Annotated in this window: 19 protein-coding genes and 1 pseudogene; 10 read left to right on the top strand and 10 right to left on the bottom strand. The window is 38.4% G+C overall.

The window, feature by feature from the left end; translation table 11 throughout:
* Positions 1–260 precede the first annotated feature (260 nt).
* Positions 261–1,706, top strand: a complete 1,446-nt coding sequence (locus N8A89_RS08940) for a glycosyltransferase family 2 protein (RefSeq protein WP_281541959.1) — start codon at positions 261–263, stop codon at positions 1,704–1,706.
* Between the two features lie 60 nt (positions 1,707–1,766).
* Here the strand turns inward: N8A89_RS08940 and N8A89_RS08945 are convergent, their stop codons facing one another.
* From N8A89_RS08945 to N8A89_RS08955, 3 genes are all read right to left on the bottom strand, one after another.
* The gene (locus N8A89_RS08945; protein ID WP_289644189.1) at positions 1,767–2,450 is read right to left on the bottom strand and encodes an HD domain-containing protein; all 684 of its coding nucleotides are present in this window, start codon (positions 2,448–2,450) and stop codon (positions 1,767–1,769) included.
* Positions 2,447–3,184, bottom strand: coding sequence for a lysophospholipid acyltransferase family protein (locus N8A89_RS08950; protein ID WP_289644190.1), 738 nt, complete (start codon positions 3,182–3,184; stop codon positions 2,447–2,449). Before N8A89_RS08950 ends, N8A89_RS08945 begins: the two co-directional genes overlap by 4 nt.
* 77 nt (positions 3,185–3,261) lie before the next feature.
* Positions 3,262–3,672 carry a BrxA/BrxB family bacilliredoxin gene (locus N8A89_RS08955; protein ID WP_281541960.1) on the bottom strand — a complete coding sequence of 137 codons (411 nt, stop codon included), beginning with the start codon at positions 3,670–3,672 and terminating at the stop codon, positions 3,262–3,264.
* 275 nt (positions 3,673–3,947) lie between these two features.
* Between N8A89_RS08955 and N8A89_RS08960 the strand changes: the two genes are divergently transcribed.
* The 4 genes from N8A89_RS08960 (at position 3,948) to N8A89_RS08975 (ending at position 7,467) form a co-directional block, all read left to right on the top strand.
* Entirely contained in the window at positions 3,948–4,688 is a 741-nt protein-coding gene (locus N8A89_RS08960) for a TerB family tellurite resistance protein (protein WP_289645557.1), read from the top strand.
* Positions 4,689–4,731: 43 nt separating this feature from the next.
* The gene (locus tag N8A89_RS08965) at positions 4,732–5,316 is read left to right on the top strand and encodes a HupE/UreJ family protein (RefSeq protein ID WP_281541961.1); all 585 of its coding nucleotides are present in this window, start codon (positions 4,732–4,734) and stop codon (positions 5,314–5,316) included.
* A gap of 79 nt (positions 5,317–5,395) precedes the next feature.
* On the top strand, positions 5,396–5,827 hold the full coding sequence (locus N8A89_RS08970; protein ID WP_281541962.1) for a deoxycytidylate deaminase: 432 nt from the start codon (positions 5,396–5,398) through the stop codon (positions 5,825–5,827).
* 17 nt (positions 5,828–5,844) lie between these two features.
* Positions 5,845–7,467 carry a S41 family peptidase gene (locus N8A89_RS08975; protein WP_281541963.1) on the top strand — a complete coding sequence of 541 codons (1,623 nt, stop codon included), beginning with the start codon at positions 5,845–5,847 and terminating at the stop codon, positions 7,465–7,467.
* Here the strand turns inward: N8A89_RS08975 and N8A89_RS08980 are convergent.
* Entirely contained in the window at positions 7,464–7,664 is a 201-nt protein-coding gene (locus N8A89_RS08980; protein WP_281541964.1) for a hypothetical protein, read from the bottom strand. The genes N8A89_RS08975 and N8A89_RS08980 overlap by 4 nt on opposite strands.
* Before the next feature lie 37 nt (positions 7,665–7,701).
* Positions 7,702–8,279 (bottom strand): annotated as a pseudogene (locus N8A89_RS08985) (MarC family protein).
* A gap of 112 nt (positions 8,280–8,391) precedes the next feature.
* On the opposite strand from N8A89_RS08985, the gene N8A89_RS08990 reads away from it, so the two are divergent.
* Complete coding sequence (locus N8A89_RS08990; protein ID WP_281541965.1) at positions 8,392–8,961, top strand: DUF3109 family protein; 570 nt, start codon at positions 8,392–8,394, stop codon at positions 8,959–8,961.
* Here N8A89_RS08990 and N8A89_RS08995 read toward each other — a convergent pair.
* Positions 8,954–10,876: a tetratricopeptide repeat-containing sensor histidine kinase gene (locus tag N8A89_RS08995; RefSeq protein WP_289644191.1), complete on the bottom strand. Its 1,923-nt coding sequence runs from the start codon at positions 10,874–10,876 to the stop codon at positions 8,954–8,956. The genes N8A89_RS08990 and N8A89_RS08995 overlap by 8 nt on opposite strands.
* Before the next feature lie 61 nt (positions 10,877–10,937).
* A complete protein-coding gene (locus tag N8A89_RS09000) occupies positions 10,938–11,672 on the bottom strand; it encodes a LytR/AlgR family response regulator transcription factor (RefSeq protein WP_289644194.1) in 735 nt (244 codons plus the stop codon).
* 320 nt (positions 11,673–11,992) lie between these two features.
* On the opposite strand from N8A89_RS09000, the gene N8A89_RS09005 reads away from it, so the two are divergent.
* From N8A89_RS09005 to N8A89_RS09020, 4 genes are all read left to right on the top strand, one after another.
* Complete coding sequence (locus N8A89_RS09005) at positions 11,993–12,136, top strand: hypothetical protein (protein WP_281541968.1); 144 nt, start codon at positions 11,993–11,995, stop codon at positions 12,134–12,136.
* A gap of 26 nt (positions 12,137–12,162) precedes the next feature.
* Positions 12,163–12,705, top strand: a complete 543-nt coding sequence (locus tag N8A89_RS09010; RefSeq protein ID WP_289644195.1) for a hypothetical protein — start codon at positions 12,163–12,165, stop codon at positions 12,703–12,705.
* Between the two features lie 478 nt (positions 12,706–13,183).
* Positions 13,184–14,170, top strand: coding sequence for a ribonucleotide-diphosphate reductase subunit beta (locus N8A89_RS09015; RefSeq protein ID WP_281541970.1), 987 nt, complete (start codon positions 13,184–13,186; stop codon positions 14,168–14,170).
* Positions 14,171–14,290: 120 nt separating this feature from the next.
* A complete protein-coding gene (locus tag N8A89_RS09020) occupies positions 14,291–16,774 on the top strand; it encodes a ribonucleoside-diphosphate reductase subunit alpha (RefSeq protein ID WP_281541971.1) in 2,484 nt (827 codons plus the stop codon).
* Between the two features lie 647 nt (positions 16,775–17,421).
* Here the strand turns inward: N8A89_RS09020 and N8A89_RS09025 are convergent.
* Genes N8A89_RS09025 through N8A89_RS09035 form a run of 3 tightly spaced genes read right to left on the bottom strand, consistent with a single transcriptional unit; the run spans position 17,422 to position 20,709 of the window.
* A complete protein-coding gene (locus N8A89_RS09025; RefSeq protein ID WP_281541972.1) occupies positions 17,422–18,348 on the bottom strand; it encodes a hydroxypyruvate isomerase family protein in 927 nt (308 codons plus the stop codon).
* A 1-nt stretch (position 18,349) separates the two neighbouring features.
* Positions 18,350–18,997 (bottom strand): gluconate 2-dehydrogenase subunit 3 family protein, encoded by a 648-nt coding sequence (locus N8A89_RS09030; RefSeq protein ID WP_281541973.1) that lies wholly within the window; start codon positions 18,995–18,997, stop codon positions 18,350–18,352.
* The gene (locus tag N8A89_RS09035; protein ID WP_281541974.1) at positions 18,997–20,709 is read right to left on the bottom strand and encodes a GMC oxidoreductase; all 1,713 of its coding nucleotides are present in this window, start codon (positions 20,707–20,709) and stop codon (positions 18,997–18,999) included. Before N8A89_RS09035 ends, N8A89_RS09030 begins: the two co-directional genes overlap by 1 nt.
* Between the last annotated feature and the right edge of the window lie 108 nt (positions 20,710–20,817).

A 20,817-nucleotide genomic window follows, 5' to 3' on the forward strand; every position in this document is an offset into this window, starting at 1 on the left:
TATTAAATTTTGGTCTTAGCAAGGAAGATACAAAAAGTGTGCAATACGTGAAGTCCTTAACAAGCTTGATATTTTAATTTCCATCAATTTAAAGACTGGTGAGTAATTGTTAAATAGTAATTTTGACCTTTCCTTAATTACCATTAATCAAAAGGAAGTGTTAAAGATGACTTAATAGCCTAAAAATATCACAATACGCAATCCAAACTAGGCTATAACACGTAAGTCTACCAGAACAAATCAAAAATAAGATTACTTATATGAAGGTTGAAAATACTACCACAACACCATCCAATTTTTCGAACGAAAACAACCAGGAAGATAAAAATCTTAAAAGGTTCCATTTTTTTAAGACGATAAAGACGTTCTTAGCTACCGCCAATGCCTGGGGGGTGTTTGTTATGGGAAGTACTTTTGTACTAATGCTTGCCTCTATTTACGTCGTTTACGTATTGCAAACGGACTTTGAACAGTTCCGAGCGGATCGTATTAGCAGTACTTTTGGGTTAACCTTTATGATTATAGCGACAGGTTTGTTCGTTTTTAAGGCAGGGTTCTTCTTGTATACTCTTTACAGGTATTTCCGTTACAAGGCCATTAATTCTGTAAGCGATGACGATTTACCGACAGTAACGGTTATCGTTCCCGCGTATAATGAAGGGAAACAGGTTTGGGCCACGTTGATGAGCTTGGCGGAGAGTGATTTTCCTAAAGAAAAACTACAACTTCTTTCTATTGATGATGGTAGTAAAGATGATACATGGCATTGGATGAAGGATGCTAAAAAACAATTAGGGGATCGTGTTTCAATCTATCAACAGCCTAATAATAAAGGAAAACGTCATGCGTTGTACCGTGGATTTAATGAGGGTACAGGTGAGATTTTTGTAACGGTCGATAGTGATTCGATCGTAAAAAAAGATACGTTACGTAATTTGGTAAGTCCGTTCATCGCCAATGAGAAATGTGGTGCGGTTGCCGGTAACATTCGTGTGCTTAACAATGAGCAAGCGTTACTGCCCAAAATGTTGGACGTAAGTTTCGTATTGAGTTTTGAATTTGTGCGTTCTGCAGAAAGTAGTCTGAATACGGTACTTTGTACACCAGGGGCATTGGCTGCCTACCGCGCTAGTGCTGTTTTCGCATGTCTTCCGGAATGGATCAATCAAACTTTTATGGGACAACCTTCTGACATTGGTGAAGATCGCGCCATGACAAATATGATTTTAAAACAAGGGTACCACGTTTTGTTCCAAAGAAATGCCTACGCGTATACCAATGTGCCAGAAAAGTATAAAGGGCTTTACAAAATGTTTATAAGATGGGGTAGAAGTAATGTGCGTGAGAATATTCAAATGTCAAAATATGTCTTTAAGAATTTCAGGGAAGGCAATAAGGCCGGAGTTAGATTATTGTTCTTTAGTCAAGCAACCAAAATTGTCATGAGTTATCCATTCATGATATTCATGTTTTTCTTTGTTCTTACGCATCCTTTACTATTCTTAAGTTCAACCTTACTGAGTATTTTGGTTTTGTCAACGTTTCCTGTAATCTTTTATGCGAAACGCTATAATTTTCAGGAGTCTTTCTGGGCGTATTCCTATAGTATTCTATACACATTTGGTCTATTCTGGATAACCCCCTACGCCATTGCAACTGCCAATAGGAGGGGTTGGTTGACCAGAGGATTAGCAGAAAAGAAATAAACATAGAACTATTGAGGGAAAGCAAAATGCCGTTAATGAATTCATTAACGGCATTTTGCTTTAGACCTTAACGGGAACACTCAACGGATTCCATTCTTTATAAAATTGTTCCAAGTATTTTAGCATATATTCATGGCGTTCCTGTGCTAATTTCTTCCCGGTTTTAGTATTCATTTTGTCCTTCAACAGTAGCAACTTTTCGTAAAAATGATTTATAGTCGGGGAGGTTGATTTCTTATAAGCTTCCTTGGTCATCTTAAGATTGGGAGGAATATTGGGGTCATAAAGCGTCCTGTTCTTGAAACCCCCATAGTTGAAAGCCCTTGCAATACCAATTGCGCCCATTGCGTCCAAACGATCCGCATCTTGGACTACCTGAAGTTCTTTGGAATTGAACCGTTTCTTTTTTCTCTTCCCATCGTCCAGACCAGATTTATAGGAAATGTTGTTGATAATATTCACTACATGCTTTATTAATTTCTTGGGTACCTTTAATGAACTCAAAAAATTAGTGGCCATTTCTGGACCTATGGATTCATCTCCGTCATGGAATTTGGCATCGGCGATATCATGTAAAAGTGCCCCTAAACTAACCACGAGTATATCTACCTTCTCTTCCCTGGCTATTAGCATGGTGTTGTTAAAAACACGTTGAATGTGAAACCAATCATGCCCGCCTTCGGCATGTTGCAGTGTTTCTTTTACGAAGGTTATGGTCTCTTCTACAAGTTCGGCATCGGTCATTTAAAAGAATTTATTCCTGAGTTTACAGCTTTTTCGGTTCTATGGATAAGTGCATCTGCATCCCCTTTGTTTTCTATAGGTTCGTGTACGTCAAAAGATACTTTGGCGCCCAATCCCATGGGAAATTTCCCGTAACGTACCAATTTCCAGGAGTTGTTGATGCTAATGGGTACAATAAGGGCGGTGGGTGCTTTTTTCAATAACATTTTAAGCCCCATGGGTTTAAAAGGTTTGGGATATCCGTCACGGCTGCGGGTTCCTTCCGGAAATATTACCGCGCTCCTGTTATGCTTTTCGATATATGTACCTAATTTCCCTATTTCCATTAGGGCACTCTTACCATCTTTCCTATCGATTAAAACAGATCCGCCGTGGCGAAGATTATGGGAAACACTGGGTATTCCCCTTCCCAATTCTTTCTTACTTACGAATTTGGGATGGTGTTTTCTCATATGCCAAATTATGGGTGGAATATCGTACATACTTTGATGATTGGTAACGATGATCAAGGGTCGATTAGTTGGAATGGTATAGGGATTGGTAAATCTATAAGTTGTGCCCAGAATATTGGTGCATCGCATGAGACACCAATTAAGAACACTAACGGTTTTTTTAAGTCCAGCATAACCAAATAGCCGTAAACCTAGCCATTGTATTGGATGAAAGAAAAGAAGGCAGGCTCCAAAAGCTACAAAGAAAATAGGCGTAACGATATAGGAGAGCATTTTCTGCATAGTACAAAAATAAAAAACCACTCCTTTAGAGTGGTCTAATATCAATTATTTTTGATTTGCTTAAGGTTAAGAATGGCTTAACAAAACTCGTTATAGGCCTGCACCAAGTTCTCTGCAATCAATTCCGCAGGACGCCCTTCAATGTGGTGACGTTCTATCATGTGAACTAGTTCGCCATCTTTAAACAAAGCCATTGATGGCGATGATGGAGGAAATGGAACCATAAGGTTTCTAGCAGCGTTCACGGCATCTGTGTCAACGCCGGCAAAGACTGTGACGGTATGGTCTGGAGTTTTCTCGTTTTGTAAACTCATTTTAGCCGCCGGTCGTGCATTGGCCGCAGCACAGCCACAGACAGAATTAACCACCACTAAGGTAGTACCATCTTTTTTTATAGCTTTCTCTACCGCCTCGGCCGTATATAATTCTTCAAACCCGGCAGAAGCCAAGTCATCTCTCATAGGTTTTACTAATTCCGCAGGATACATAGTTTATTTTTTAAATTAAAATCCGATTAACAAAGATAACCAATTTGTCGTATTTTTTTTTGAGACCTTAACTTTTAAGGAGGGCACATTTATGGAGCAAATTGATTAAGTCACGTTCTATGAATTTATAGTAGCCTATATTGACTTCTCAGCTTGAGACAAAACCTAAGACTAAAACTAATCAAGATTTAAAAGTGTAAGTGATAAAGGTGTTAGCCATAGCCTCTAATTTCTTGGTTCTTTGTAATATCTTTGGCAAATATGAAAAAGAGGGTATGATAAAATGGGTTGGGGCCTTAATTGGCTTTTTTTTGAGAGGACTTTCAGGAGCTATATTGGGTTTTTTTGCGGGAAGCGTTTTAGACGGATTATTTGGTTCAAATAATCAGGGTGCTAGAACGGTTTTCAGTGATTTTACTAGACAATCTGTCTCACCGGCCGATTTTGAATTGAATTTATTGTCGCTTTGTTCTATCGTAATTAAGGCGGACGGGCAAGTGAGCCAATCCGAAATGGATTACGTAAGGCAATATTTTGTAAGCACTTACGGTAAGGAAAAGGCGAATGCCATTTTTAGGACGTTCAATGAAATCAATAAGAAAAGGGAGATTTCTGCACAGCATATCTGTAATTTCCTTACGCAACGGACCCGATACGAAGTTCGGTTGCAATTACTCCATTTTTTATTTGGGATAGCGCAAGCAGATGGCAGGGTTACTAACCCAGAAATAAACAAGATTAGGGAAATTGCCAGGTACTTAAGAGTATCCCTCAGTGATTTTGAGAGCATAATGGCCATGTTCATAAAATCTGCCGATAATGCTTATAAAATTTTGGAAATAGAGAAGTCTGCCTCCAATGAAGAAGTAAAAAAAGCATATAGGACAATGGCGAAAAAGTACCACCCAGATCGTGTAAATACGCAAAATGAGGCCATTAAAAATGGAGCCGAAGAGAAGTTTAAACAGGTGCAATTGGCTTATGAGACCATTCAGAAGGAACGTGGAATCGGTTAATAATGTTACGGGTATTATTGCAAGTATTTAATAGAACTATAGAATGCAAGAATTTTGGTTTTATATAAAATTAGGATTGGACCATGTGCTGGATTTTGGTGCCTATGACCATATACTTTTCCTTTCTGCCTTGGCGATACCTTTTACCTTTAATCAGTGGAAAAAAGTATTGATCTTAGCCACTGTTTTTACCGTTACCCATTGCCTGTCTTTGATGCTTTCGGTCTATGAGATAGTTTTAATGGATGTTTCCTTGATCGAGTTCTTAATTCCTGTGACGATTGCCTTAACCGCAATTTTTAATATAGCATACCAAAACATGCTTCAGGCAAAAAAAACGATTGCTCTGCATAGTATAGCCACTGCCTTTTTCGGACTTATCCATGGTTTCGGTTTTTCCAATTATTTTAAGATGTTAGTGGCAGGGGAAGAGGAAAAGATAATACCATTAATTGGTTTTGCCACGGGCATTGAAGTGTCGCAAGTAATTATCGTTTTATCCATTTTGATTTTGACTTACGTTTCGCTGTCCGTATTCAAGATTAAGCAGGCTATTTTTATTTGGGTCGCCAGTGCAATTGTCCTGTTGATTACAATACCGATGTTGTATCAAACGTTTCCATGGTAGCCCGTTTTGTTAAAATTAACCTTATGTGGTTGTAGGTGGTTTTTAAAGCCGGTATCTTAGTAAATTATCCTTCGGCATTTTGAAGAAATCCAAACAAGAAAAATACGATAAAGCCTATCTTCGCATGGCGCAAGAGTGGGGTAAACTCTCGTATTGCGAACGCAAGCAAGTGGGGGCCATTATTGTTAAGGGTCGCATGATTATTTCGGACGGCTATAACGGTACCCCAACCGGGTTCGAAAATTACTGTGAGGATGAAGAAGGGTATACTAAATGGTACGTTCTACATGCGGAAGCTAACGCCATTTTAAAAGTTGCCTCCTCTACTCAATCCTGTCAGGGAGCTACTTTGTACATAACCCTGTCCCCGTGTAGAGAATGTAGTAAGCTCATACATCAATCTGGCATAAAACGTGTTGTTTATCAAGTAGCCTACAAGGATGACTCCGGATTGAAGTTTTTGGAGAAGGCCGGAGTTGAATTAATGCATATGTCTAAGATAGGGGCATAAAAAATTTTAAAAGAAGAATGAAAAAATATAGTTTTCTCATACCGACTTTCATTGCAGCAGCTTTAGCCTTGGGCATTTTTGTGGGTGGAAAGTTACATTTTAATGATACCCCGGAGCGACTTTTCACGACCAATTCTAAGAAGGACAAACTTAACAGATTGATAGATTATATTGACTATGAGTATGTGGATGAGGTGAATACGGACAGTATTGTGGACGTTACCGTAAACAGTATCTTGGAGAAACTAGACCCGCATTCGGTTTATATTTCCAAAAAAGAGATGACAAGGGTTTCTGAAAACATGAAAGGCGATTTTGTAGGAATCGGAATAAATTTTTATCCTTATCGCGATACGATTGCCGTTATCAGGACCGTAAAAAATGGTCCAAGTTATCTGAAAGGTATAAAGCCGGGTGATCGAATCCTTATGGCCGATAATGACACCTTATACGGCAAGGGAATTCCAAGTGATGTTATCGTGGAAAAGCTTAAGGGAAAAGCTGGTTCCCCCGTAAAACTTAAGGTCTACAGAAAAAGCGAGGATAAAGTAATAACTGTAAACTTAAAACGTGGAATTGTACCCATAAAAAGTGTGGAGGCCCGTTACATGCTTAGCGATGATATTGGCTTCATAAAGGTAAATCGCTTTGCTGAATCAACCTTTAAGGAATTTAAGTCCGCACTTAGCATTTTGCAAAAACAAGGGGCCAAAAAATTGGTATTGGATTTAAGGGATAATCCGGGTGGTTATTTGGGGGTTGCAGAACAAATGGCCGATGAATTTCTCAAAGAAGGAAAACTAATCCTCTTTACAAAGAATAAAAAAGGCAAAGTGGATAAAACGTACGCCACTGATGATGGTAGTTTTGAAGATAAGCCTATTTACGTTTTAATTAATGAACGTTCCGCCTCCGCGAGCGAAATAATTGCAGGGGCATTGCAAGACAACGATATCGGTACTATTATAGGAAGACGTTCTTTTGGGAAAGGATTGGTACAGCGGGAGATGGCTTTAGGGGATGGTTCCGCGGTGCGGCTTACTGTTTCTAGATATTATACGCCGTCCGGAAGGAGCATTCAGAAAACGTATGCGAACGGGAACAAGGATTACTACCAACGCTTTACGGAGCGGTACCATAGTGGGGAAATGATTTCCGTGGATAGTATAAAAGTTGCTGATTCTCTTAAGTTCACCACCCCGAAAGGAAAAATCGTCTATGGGGGTGGCGGTATCATTCCGGATGTATTTGTGCCGATTGGTACTAACGAGGAAGAGGCCGTAGAGAGTATGGATAGCCTAGGGTTTCTTTCATTTTTCGTGTTTGAGCATTTAGACGAGGATAGAACGCGCTATTCCCAATATAGTAGGGAGGAATTTATAAATGATTTTAGGGTTGATGATATTCTCTTCGAAAAATTCGTGGACTATTCCGTAAAGAGAAATCTAAAGATGAGCTTTTACGACTATGAGGATAATATTAAGCTTTATCTAAAAGCGGCTCTAGCGGAGCAGTTGTTCGATGCCAATATCCATGCTAAAATAAAAAGCAGCGAAGATCCTATGCTAAAGAAAGTTTTACAACTGGACAATCCCACTGTTAAGCAGGGAAAAGCCCAGGTTATTCAGAGTGCTAACTAATCCTCAATTTTTTTCTGAACTTTCTTACTGGCGTTGAAAATTAATAAAAGAACTATTGCGCAAAATGATGCCATAATTCCAATGAGCGCAATTATACTATTGCCCTCTAACAGGTTCTCAAAGTCTATCAAGGTCACGTTATAGACGATAAGCCCAAGCGCTGAAAGAATTAAAATAATTGTGAGTGTTCTGCTCATAACATGATTTTCTACAAAGATAAAGTCATTGGGACTATTAAAAAAGTTGATTAATGTTCGAAGTAAACAATTTTACCGCAATAGCCATAAGTATTACGCCAAAAACCTTTCTTATAACACTAACACCAATTTTGCCTAGAATCCGCTCCAACTTTACGGAAGATTTTAATACCAAGTACACGAAAATAATATTCACGATTATGGCTACGATAATATTCTCCACATAGTACTCTGCCCTTAAGGAAAGCAAAGAGGTCAAAGTCCCGGCGCCAGCTATTAGAGGAAAGGCTATGGGTACAATGGAAGCGCTTTCCGGTTCATCATCCTTATACAGTGATATCCCCAAAATCATTTCTATAGCTAAAAAAAGATGATAAAGGCTCCCGCTACGGCAAATGAGTTTACGTCTATCCCAATAAGGTTTAATATCTCTTCGCCTAAAAAGAGGAACGCCACCATAATACAGGCAGCCACTACTGAAGCCTTTTCAGATTGAATATGCCCCACTTTGTTCCGTAGCCCTATGATAATGGGAATACTCCCTAATATATCGATCACTGCAAAAAGAACCATACTTGCAGTGGCAATTTCCCTAAAGTTAAAATGAAATTCCATGACTGAAATTTTTTTGCAAAGCTAAGATTATAAGAAGGCATTCTTAGCTTAATTTAAAAATAATTGCGGCGAATAAAGACCTAAAAAATGTATCTTTCCTCAAAAAAAACGAATGTTCCAATTAGGAAAGACCATTGTTTCTGAAGAAATTATAGAACATGATTTTGTTTGTAATCTAACCGCCTGTAAAGGGGCATGTTGTATTGATGGGGATGCCGGAGCACCTCTGGAAGATAAGGAGACAGAAATATTAGTTGATATTTATTCCAAAGTAAAACCTTTTCTTAGTCCAGAGGGGATTGCCGTTATAGAGGATCAAGGCGCATTTGTGAAGGGCGAGGATGGTGAATGGGAAACGCCCTTAGTAGGAGGTAGCGCATGCGCCTACGTTATATTTGACGAGAGGAGCATTGCTAAATGTGGAATAGAAGAGGCTTATAATCAAGGGAAAATAACGTGGAAAAAGCCCGTATCCTGCCATTTGTATCCTGTAAGGATTCGTGAATATACCGGATTGACAGCGGTGAATTACCATAAATGGCAAATATGCGATCCCGCCTGTGCCTTGGGGAATGAACTAGAGGTCCCGATCTATAAGTTCGTAAAAGAGGCATTGATAAGGAAATTTGGAGAGGCTTGGTATGCCGAGTTGGAAGAGGTGGCCAATGAGTACCTTAAATAGTAGGAATGTGCAGTACTATTTTCGTACCACTGGCTTTATTTTTCTCATCAAATAAATCTATAATTTCGACATGAAATGAGTTTTGGTAATCTCTGGAAAAGTTGGCAAGTCGTTCTTTGGTAATATCAATGCCCACTGATTTTCTTTTTAAGACTTTGCTTTCTTTAATTTTTTCTGCCGCGTCCCGGCCCAAACCATCATCGGTAATAGCGATATTTATAAAACCGTTCTGACCTTTTTCTACATCTAGCGTAATGTTCTTTTCTCCTTCTTTTAATGAAAGTCCATGCCATAAGGCATTTTCCAAAAAAGGCTGTAGTATCAGTGAAGGTATTTTTATGTTATGTACATCCAATTCAGCGGCAATATTGATCTTGAAATTTATTTCATTGGAGAATCTTATATTTTCTATGTTCATATAAAGTTCAACTGTTTCCAACTCTTCGGCTAAAGATATTTCTCGCTGTGAGGAAGCTTCTAAAATTTTCCTAACCAACTTTGAAAACTTGTTTAGATAATGTACCGCATTTTTCTTTTCGTTGTTAATGATATACAGCTTTATAGAATTTAGGGAATTGAACAGGAAATGCGGATTCATCTGACTTCTTAACATGGTCTGTTCTAAAGTCAACAATTTCTTTTCGCTGTTTAATTGATATTGTCTGTAGAGAATATATAAAATTCCCGCTAAGAGAGCTAAGGCTATCCCACTTATTAGCAACATGGTCCTGTTCTTGCGTAATTTTTGGCGGACGCTTTCATTTTCCTTGGCAAGCGTTTCAATTTGGTTAGTTCTTTTTTCGGATTCATAACGCACAATCATATCGTTTACATAACGTAAGTTGAGATTACTTGTTATTTGCTCCTCATATTTCTTGAACTCTTTATAGAATTTCATTCCCTTTTCAAAGTTGTCTTTTTTGATTTGTAACTCGGACAGAAATTTATAAGACTCTGCAATCTCCGCTGGTAAGTTATACTGTTTGGCCAATGACAGGCTCTCGTTTAAATTATATTCGGCGTCAATATAGTTCTCATTTTTGATATAGGCGAATCCCAGATTTACGTAGATAGATGTAATGATTTTTTGATCACCTAATATTTTTGCTTCTTCCAACGTTTTTTTGAGGATTGCGATAGCTTCATCTGTTTTTCCCTGGTGTACTAGAACATGGGCAATGCTATAATTGCAAATGGTTATTCCTCTTTTTGAATTGATTTCCTTGTTGAACTTTAGCGACGTCTCAAAGCTGTTCAAAGCCAAATCCAATTTGCCTTGGGCTTCATAACATTCCCCTATATTCTGATGGTTTATGGCCAAGCCCAACTTATTGCCCAGTTCGCTTTCCAAAGCCATGGACTGGGAAAACTTGTCAATAGCCAAATCATATTGTTCCAAAACTTGGTAAATATTTCCAATACTGTTCAAGGAAACGTTTATACTTCTTTTTAAACCATCGGAGGGATTTTCAACCGTTTCGGCCAATTCTAGTGCCTCTTGACTATAGTCCAAGGCAGATTTTATGGCATCACTACGCCTAAAAACAACACTGATCATGTTTAGACTGTATACCCTAAACTCAGTATTGTTGGCATCTTCAGAAACTATTAATGCTTTTTGGAATAGTTTTAGGGCTTTTGAAAATTCTGAAACGTCTCTATAAGCCCTACCTAATTGATTTAAGGCATAGGCCTGCCCGTCTAGATAATTGTTTTCTGCTGACAGTATTACAAATTGACGCATCAAAAATGTATCCTTTCTAACTGGTCTTAAAACCTTGTCCAATTCCTTGTAGGTTTTAGGTCTATTTTTCAACAAACTATCTACGGCTATACTAAATGTTTGAGGAATTTCTTGGGACCAACACTGTACTGAAATCAAGAAAAGGAAAGCAAGACAAGCACTCTTTCGCATAACAGCAAATAATAGGTAATTGCTTTTTAGGGTATTGCTGTGATGGGATTGCATAGATTAATTAAAGCAAATCCAGAAAATCCGATTTTTTCTGACGCGATACAGGAATTTTATGATTGGATTTAAGAACAACGTAACCATCGGTCTTTAAAAACTCTTTTATTTTATTCAAGTTGATGATAAAGGAATTATGTATCCTAAAAAAGGAATCTTCCGGTAGAAGCGCGTTTACTTCTTTTAATTTTTTAGTCAATACTATTTTTTGTCCATCGGCTAGGAATATGGTACTATAGTTTCCATCTGATTCCGCGTATAGAATCTCATCGCTTTCAAGAAAAAGTAATTTGCCATCGGTATTTAAGGTAATCTTTTTATTCAGGGACTTGGAATTAAAGTTCAAAAGAATTTTCTCCAGCCGTTCTGCCGTAAAGTTCTTGGAATTGAATTTTTTGATTTTTACGATTGTTTCCTGAAGGTCGTCGGTATCTATCGGCTTAAGTAGATAGTCAATAGCTTCATTTTTTAGGGCCTTTATAGCGTATTGGTTGTAAGCCGTAGTGATAACAACAGGAAAATTCTTGTTCTTCAGTTTTTGTATGAACTGAAAACCGTCCATAGTAGGCATTTCAATATCAAGAAAAAGACAATCAGGGGTATTCTTTTCAAGATATTCCAGGGCTTCTAATGGATTCGTAAACGAGGCCGAAACATGTATTTCGTCGCTGAAATTCGTCAGCTCCCAAGATAGGCTTTGGAGCGCTTTGATTTCATCATCAACAATAACCGCTTCTAACATAATGCACAGGAATAAAATAGAAAGTTAATTAAAAAATAGACTTAAGAATCTTTTGAGGAAAACTTTTGTATCAATGGATGTTAATTACGTATAGTCGGTAAATAAACCGACAAGAGTTACAGGAATTAAATTAATACATGAAATGAAAGAAAAGGATTACAATATAATCTCAATGAATATAGGGGTTTGGAAGCATTTGTCCAATTATACAGTAAAACGGACAAATTATACATTATGCCTTAATCCTCCCTCTTCCTAACCCTAATTTAGTGGATATAATTTAATTATGGTCTATTTATTAAGTATTCAACAAGGATATAATGAAAAAGTGTTTGTTAATGTTCGGGTTACTGGTTCTAGTTTTGATTTTGGCTGTTTTGGCTGGAATATCGGATAGCAAATCAATAAATAATCAAACTATCGTAGAGGCCAAAACTGACGCTCCAGAATTATTTATGGAATAAGATTATAATCACCTAGTGTAAATAGTATGTATCAATTAATGATTAAATCGTTCAAACTTATCTTCTTGGGTTTTTTGCCGTTGCTATGTATTTCAAGTATAGATAGTGATCAGGGTGCTGAAAAAGATTTTGTGGAAGAAAATTGGATACAACTGGTTGTTAAGGATTCCGTTCAGGAACTCGATGGCAAAATGTCATTTGAGCATACCAGCGAGAATTTTAAAGATGGTCAATACTTTAATTCTCTAAAATTGAGATTAAAAAGTAATTCAGGGCAAGTTCCAAACGATGTGGAATTTATAATTTCTAAAGAAGATGAAATAGCCAGACTTCCTGTTGGACATTATCAAGTGAATCCAATAGATGGTTTTATCAATCACTTTGACGGCGTTTTTGGTGTTGCGAATATTAGTTCAATGGGGGAGAGACCATTTTTTGCGGCCGATGGCACGATACATATCTTAAAAATGGAAGAAAATAATATTGCCGGCAGAATGAACATGACCCTGTCAAATGGAGATGGAAGCACAATTAGAATAGTGGGAAAATTTGAAGCTGAATTATTATAGAAAAGATTTACATCAATAAAGACGTACGGCTTAAGACATATGCGTAAGGTATATTTCCGTCCATTGTTTTGGCGCCAAAACAGTGACCAATTAGGGTCGCAAGTCTAATGAAAGGTTTCGGGGGAACTACCTGAATTAGAACTTGGTGGGCAGTTAAGAAACATTGGAGAGCCGTACATTTGATGTGAACTACATTAAAAAAGAATATTCCACGAATAAACCAAAAGGTATTTATTATACTTTTTGGTTTATTTTTTTTGTGTTGCATTATGGGGAAAAATACTCAGGAGCTTTTAATGTCTCAGAAGGCAATGAACATCACTTGCCAACCTAGATTTCAACATTTTGTGTTAAAAACTTTGTAACGGAAAAGGCTAAACATCCTTTACAGATCGCTTCTAATTTTGAATCTTTGTTAGTCCCTACAAGAGGGTAATATTTGTCCTCTTATCACTAACTTTTTTAAAAATTAAGAATTATGTCCGTAGCCTTAGAGCCTATATTGGAACAAAATGACGACCGCTTTGTAATATTCCCTATCAAGCATGACGATTTATGGGAATGGTATAAAAAGTGCGAAGCATGTTTTTGGACTGCAGAGGAAATTGACTTGCATGAAGACCTAACGGATTGGAACAACAAGTTGAATGACGACGAACGGTATTTCATTAAGCATATTTTAGCATTTTTTGCAGCTTCAGACGGAATCGTGAACGAGAATTTAGCAGAAAATTTTGTCAGCGAAGTTCAGTATGCAGAGGCAAAATTCTTTTATGGTTTTCAAATTATGATGGAGAATATTCATTCCGAAACTTATTCTTTACTTATAGATACTTATGTAAAGGACGAGAAGGAAAAAAACATGCTTTTTAAAGCAATAGAGAATTTCCCTGCCATTAAAAAGAAAGCGGATTGGGCACTAAACTGGATAGAGTCACCAAGTTTTGCGGAACGATTGATTGCTTTTGCAGCAGTAGAAGGTATCTTCTTCTCAGGGGCTTTCTGTTCCATCTTCTGGTTGAAGAAAAGAGGGCTTATGCCAGGACTTACTTTTTCCAACGAATTAATTTCAAGGGATGAAGGAATGCACTGCGATTATGCCGTACATCTTCATAACAAGCACCTAATCAACAAAGTTCCAAAGGAACGAATTACCGAAATTTTGACAGATGCCTTGAATATTGAAAGGGAATTTATAACGGAATCCCTGCCTGCAAGCCTTATTGGGATGAATTCAAAATTGATGACCCAGTATTTGGAGTTTGTAACGGATAGACTTTTGGTAGAGTTGGAATGTGATAGGGTATACAATGCTACCAACCCTTTCGATTTTATGGATATGATTTCGCTACAGGGAAAGACCAATTTCTTTGAAAAAAGAGTTTCGGAATATCAGAAGGCCGGAGTTTTGAATAAAGAAAAAGACGAAGATGCGCAAAAGATAAGTTTCGACGCAGATTTCTAAACACAAGAACACTAGGACCCCTGGTCATATAGATCAGGGGTTTTTGTGACCTTTATAAAAAATGTTAATTTTTTTAACAATGAATTAATTTATTAATCACAATTAAAATAGTAGTTGCCAATGTATGTAGTTAAAAGAGACGGGAGAAAGGAACTTATCATGTTCGATAAGATTACCGCAAGAGTTCGTAAATTATGCTATGGCCTTAACGGCTTGGTAGATCCTTTAAAAGTCGCTATGCGAGTGATTGAAGGACTGTATGACGGGGTTACGACCTCTGAACTGGACAACCTTGCTGCGGAAATTGCTGCAACAATGACTACGACACACCCGGATTACGCCAAATTAGCTGCACGTATTTCGGTTTCAAACCTACATAAGAATACAAAAAAATCCTTTTCGGAGACTATGAAGGATCTTCACGAATATGTGAATCCTAGGACTGGTAAAAAGGCTCCCCTTTTATCTGATGAAGTTTACGACGTGATTTCCAAGAACTCTGAAAAATTGGACTCAACCATTATTTATAACCGTGATTTTGGCTACGATTATTTCGGTTTTAAAACATTGGAACGTTCCTATCTCTTAAAATTGAATGGGAAAATAGCAGAACGCCCTCAGCATATGTTAATGCGTGTTTCCATAGGGATTCATTTAAGTGATTTGGACTCTGCCATCGAAACATACGAGTTAATGTCCAAAAAATATTTTACGCATGCGACACCAACTTTGTTTAATTCGGGTACCCCTAAGCCTCAGATGTCTTCTTGCTTCTTACTAGCAATGAAGGATGATAGTATTGACGGTATTTACGATACTTTAAAACAGACGGCAAAGATTTCCCAATCAGCTGGCGGCATAGGGCTATCTATACACAATGTGAGGGCCACTGGCTCATATATTGCAGGAACCAATGGAACGTCTAACGGAATCGTACCGATGTTGCAGGTATTCAACGATACGGCTAGGTATGTAGACCAGGGAGGCGGTAAGCGTAAAGGAAGTTTTGCCATTTATATGGAGCCTTGGCATGCGGATATCTATGAGTTCTTGGATTTGAAAAAGAACCATGGTAAAGAAGAAATGCGCGCACGCGATTTGTTCTATGCTATGTGGATTTCGGACTTGTTCATGAGAAGAGTGGAGGCCAATGAGGAGTGGACCTTAATGTGCCCCAACGAATGTCCAGGTCTTTTTACAAGCCATAGTGAGGAATTTGAAAAATTGTACACCAAATACGAAGCAGAAGGAAAAGGAAGAAAAACGGTAAGGGCAAGAGAGCTATGGGAAAAAATATTAGAATCCCAAATCGAGACAGGTACGCCATACATGTTGTATAAGGATGCAGCTAACCGCAAGAGTAACCAGAAGAACTTGGGAACTATTAGATCTTCTAACCTATGTACTGAAATAATGGAATATACCTCTCCAGATGAGGTGGCGGTTTGTAATCTGGCGTCTATCGCCCTACCCATGTTCATAAAAAATGGTGAATTTGATCACAAGGAATTGTTTAAAGTGACCAAACGTGTAACCAAGAACCTGAACCGTGTTATAGACAGGAACTACTATCCAGTAAAAGAGGCGGAGAATTCAAACATGCGCCATAGACCTATTGGACTCGGCGTTCAAGGACTGGCAGATGCATTCATTATGTTGCGTTTGCCCTTTACAAGTGATGAGGCAAAGAAACTGAATCAAGAAATATTTGAAACACTTTATTTTGCTGCGGTAACCGCCTCCATGGAGTTGGCAAAGCAAGAAGGTGCTTATTCATCTTACAAAGGTTCTCCTATTGAAAAAGGTGAATTTCAACATAACCTTTGGGGTATTAAAGATGAAGAGCTTTCCGGTAGATGGGATTGGGCAAAATTGAGAAAAGATGTAAAGAAAAATGGGGTGCGCAATTCACTTTTGGTCGCACCTATGCCGACTGCATCTACTTCTCAGATTTTGGGCAACAATGAGTGTTTTGAGCCGTACACCTCTAACATTTATACCAGGAGAGTACTGTCCGGAGAGTTTATCGTAGTAAATAAACATCTGTTGGAGGATTTGGTTGAATTGGGGCTTTGGAACGAGAATATGAAGCAAGAATTAATGCGTGCCAATGGATCCATTCAACATATTGAGACTATTCCTCAGGACATAAGAGAACTTTATAAGACGGTTTGGGAGTTGAGTATGAAGGACATCATAGATATGTCTAGACACAGAGGATACTTCATTGATCAAAGTCAGTCATTGAACTTGTTTATGGAAAATGCCAACTATTCCAAACTAACCTCTATGCACTTCTACGCATGGAAGAGTGGGCTAAAGACAGGGATGTATTATCTAAGGACTAAAGCCGCTGTGGATGCCATTAAATTTACTTTAGATAATACGAAGAAGAAAGAAGTTCCGGTTAGTATTGCCGCCGAAGCAGAAGTAATAGCGGCATCACCTAAGGAAACTACATCGTCTATGGCCGTGTCGGCTAAGCAGGTTACTGCACAAGCTGAGGTGGATATTCAACCTATGACACCTGCTGAGATGAAAGCAATGATTGCAAGGGCTAAGGAAGGTCAAGCGGATGACGATTGTTTGATGTGTGGATCGTAACCAAGGTAAGGTTAAGGAATCGGATCGTATATAAGTAAAAAAAGAACCGCCCATAAGGCGGTTCTTTTTTTACTTATATATTTTTTGAAATGCTATTCCTTGTTTTTAATGTAGGGCCTTAAAACCCCTGTAAACACAAGCGCTACTGCGTATATCATTAAAATAATTATATGTTTGTCCATGGCAAAAGTCTCAGTAACCTAATATAGGTACGTATGAATAACGTAAATGGATTACCAAAATTTTATCAAATAGTTAAAAAAATTGTTAAAAGTTCATGTAAATCTATTTTTTTCTTGAAATGCAAAAGAATTACTTGGTATATGGTCATTCTTAACTTTTCTCACTTTCCTTATTTGATATAAATAGAAAATTACTTTAGAAAGGCAAAATAATGCCATATAGACGATAAGAAGGTATAGATAGGGGAACATACACAAATAAACGAATAAGCAGGTAAAATCTTACAATCGACGAATACGGTTCAGCGAAATGTTTGTTTTATTCGATGAACTACGTAGTTTGAATTAAATATAGATATCAAAAGTTGTAGCTAAACATGGTAACTTCCCAAAATCTCGAGAAATGTGAAAAAGTACAAAAGCAACTACGGTAGATGTAGATTTTAATTTTCAGAAAATAAGAATTTATAGAAAATCGTCAACTTTTTTGTAGGCATCTATAACCGCTTGTTCCCCGGCCCTATCTGGTTTGGAATTGCCATGTTCCATCCCTAGGATTCCATTATAACCCTTTTCATGAATAAACTTGAATACATTCCGGTAATTAATTTCACCTGTAGTCGGTTCCTTCCGTCCAGGGTTATCACCTATTTGTATATAGGCAATCTCGTCCCAGCATGCGTCCATATTCGGAATAAGATTTCCTTCTTGGATTTGTTGGTGATAAATATCAAAAAGAATTTTACAGGCAGGAGAATCCACCGCTTTACAAATCTCATAGGCTTGAGGGGATTCTGAAAGAAAAAGACCTGGATGGTTGCGAAAATTCAAAGGTTCCAAAACCATAGTAATGCCATGAGGTTCAAGTATTCCAGAGGCCTGTTTGAGCGATTCAATGACGTTTGCTGTCTGGTAGCCCATATTTAACTTCAAATCTACATGACCAGGGACAACGGTCATCCATTTGGCATTTACGCGCTTGGCAACCTCAACGGATTTCGTAATGTAATCCAGAAATTCTTCACGCTTTTCAATATCTCCCGAGGCAAGATTAGGTTCTGTCCAATAGATTTCATGGGCAACAAATACGCCCATCTGCAGATTACGTTCGCGCATCGTTTTAGCCATTTGCTCTTGTAAGGTAATGTTCCTTGTTCGCATACCGTTGTCCTCAAAGGCAGTGAAGCCTTGGTCCGCCATAAAATGCAGTTGGTCTATAGGATTAGCACCAGCCAAATTCTGGAACATACCAATATGTGGGGCATACTTAAGATTAAAATTATGAGCCAATTTTCCTTTGAGCTCAAAAGGATTTGCATACGAGAAAATGCCGCCAAGTGAAATAGCCCCACTTGTCAGCGCCGTTTTTTGTAAAAAACTTCTTCGCTCCATATTACAAGGACCAAGCTTTGCCTCCCGTTAATTCTTGAACATCCCCACAGGCAATATATTCCCCTGGAACAGGTAAATAAGCCAAAACTTCTTCTCCAACGTACTCGGAAGCCTTGTAGCCCCATATTGTCATGCCCCTTAGGTTATTTGCAAACGCAAATCGCGAAGTCTCATCATCAAGTTCTACCTGTTCTCCATTTGCTATGGCCTCGGTATAAGAGTTAATGGATTCGAACATTTTTGTTTGGTCATCCTTAGAGTATTTTAAGGCGCTTGCTAGTACAGGTTCCAAATCGTCAGCAGTCAAATCCTCTATTTTTTCCTTTCCGGAATCTTGAATTGCCTTATCTATAAATTTCCCCATAGACATCTTTACAAAATCCTGCTGTTCCTTTTCCATAACTTCGTTGGCAAACTTATCAATGAATAAGTCTACCTGAACTTCCGATGCGGATGGGGTATCCGTTTTTGGTAAAATTAAATCTACCAATTTGGTAATGGTCGAACCTTCTTCTTTTGAGAAAAAATCCGGTGTCCATACCACTGCGGGCTCACCTTTACAACTTTGTACAATACTAATCAATGTTGGCGTTGCCACTACATAACCTAGTGACAAGCCCATATTTTTAAGTGCTTTTCTTCTATTCATTATATATTTCCTTTTTTAAGTTCTTTAACCGCATGGTCTGCAGCCCTGGCAGTAAAGGCCATATAAGTTAATGATGGGTTTACACATGCGGCAGAGGTCATAAAAGCCCCATCAGTGACATAGACATTAGGAACGTCATGTAGGGCATTATTGCCGTTTAATACTGATGTTTTACGGTCTCGTCCCATACGTGCAGTTCCCATTTCGTGTATTCCCAGACCTAGTCCAGTTGGCCCATCATGACCTTTTACATCGCGAAACCCTGCCTTTTCCAACATTTCCACCGCTGATTCCTGCATATCTTTTCGCATGGCGAATTCGTTTTCTTGTAAATCGGCATCAAAAGTTACCGTGGGGAGTCCCCAATCGTCAACTTTGTCATAATCCAAAGTCATTCTGTTATCTTCATAAGGCAATACTTCGCCAAAACCACCGATTCCCATTGTCCAACCTCCTGGTTTTAGAATGGCGTCTTTGAGTTCCTTTCCATGGGATAGTTCTGCAACGGTTTCCTCCCAATCACCTCTACTGGCACCACCTTGGTAACCAAAACCACGCTTGTAATCCGTTCTATCGGATGCTCCTCCTAAATTCCTAAATCTGGGTATATAGACGCCGTTGGGTCTTCTTCCCTTATAGTATTTATCATCGAAGCCATCGAATTTTCCAGAAGCTCCCACTCCTAAATGATGGTCCATTATATTTCGTCCCAACTGATCCGAATCATTACCCATTCCATTTGGAAAACGATCTGATTTGGATTGCATTAATATTGAAGTGGATGCAATCGCAGAGGCACACAGAAAAATCACTTTGGCCTTAAATTCATAGGCCTCTTTGGTAACACGATCTATCACCTTTACTCCAGTGGCTCTCTTGGTATCTGCATCGTAAATAACCTCGTGAACAATGGAGTCTGGTCTAAGTGTCATGTTTCCGGTAGACTCTGCAGCAGGCAACGTGGAAGACAGACTGCTAAAATAAGCCCCAAAAGGACATCCACGTATACACCTATTTCTATATTGACATTTAGAGCGCCCGTCGAAATTTTTTGTACCAGTAATATGGGCAACTCTTCCTATTGTTACGGGGCGTCCATCAAAGCCCTGCATCACTTTTTCCTTGAATTCCTCTTCAACACAATTCAATTCCATTGGTGGTAAAAAATTACTATCGGGCAACTGCGGCAGGTTTAGTGCCTCGCCACTTACGCCTATGTAGTCCTCTACCTTTGCGTACCAAGGTGCAATATCCTTGTATCGTACTGGCCAATCTACTGCTATACCATCCTTTTTATTTGCACCAAAATCAATGTCACTCCAACGGTAACTCTGACGCCCCCATTGCAAAGAACGCCCGCCTACGTGATAGCCACGCATCCAGTCAAAACGTCTAATTTCATTGTAAGGATGTTTAAGGTCGTTAACGAACCACATGTGATTTGCCTGACTCGTAGTATAACCCGTTCTATTCTGTTTTGGTTGTTTTTCAAGAATTTCTCTAGTGGGCTCGCCAGCATTTGGAAAATCCCATGGATCTTTGTTGGCCGTTACATAGTCCTCAATATGTTTTACCATGCGTCCTCTCTCCAAGACCAAGGTTTTTAATCCTTGTTCACATAATTCTTTAGCGGCCCAGCCACCACTGATACCGGTACCCACAACAATCGCATCATACGACTCCTGTTCTTGATTGTAATAAAATTTACTCATAGAAATTGTTTATTCTCTAAATTTATTAAATATAAAATTAATTCTCTACATTTAATCCCTATTCTTCTTGTGAATACCGTATACCAACTATTTGGAAGATTTCTTAGA

It is taken from the genome of Maribacter aestuarii, from assembly GCF_027474845.2.
In the GTDB taxonomy this organism is placed as follows: domain Bacteria; phylum Bacteroidota; class Bacteroidia; order Flavobacteriales; family Flavobacteriaceae; genus Maribacter; species Maribacter aestuarii.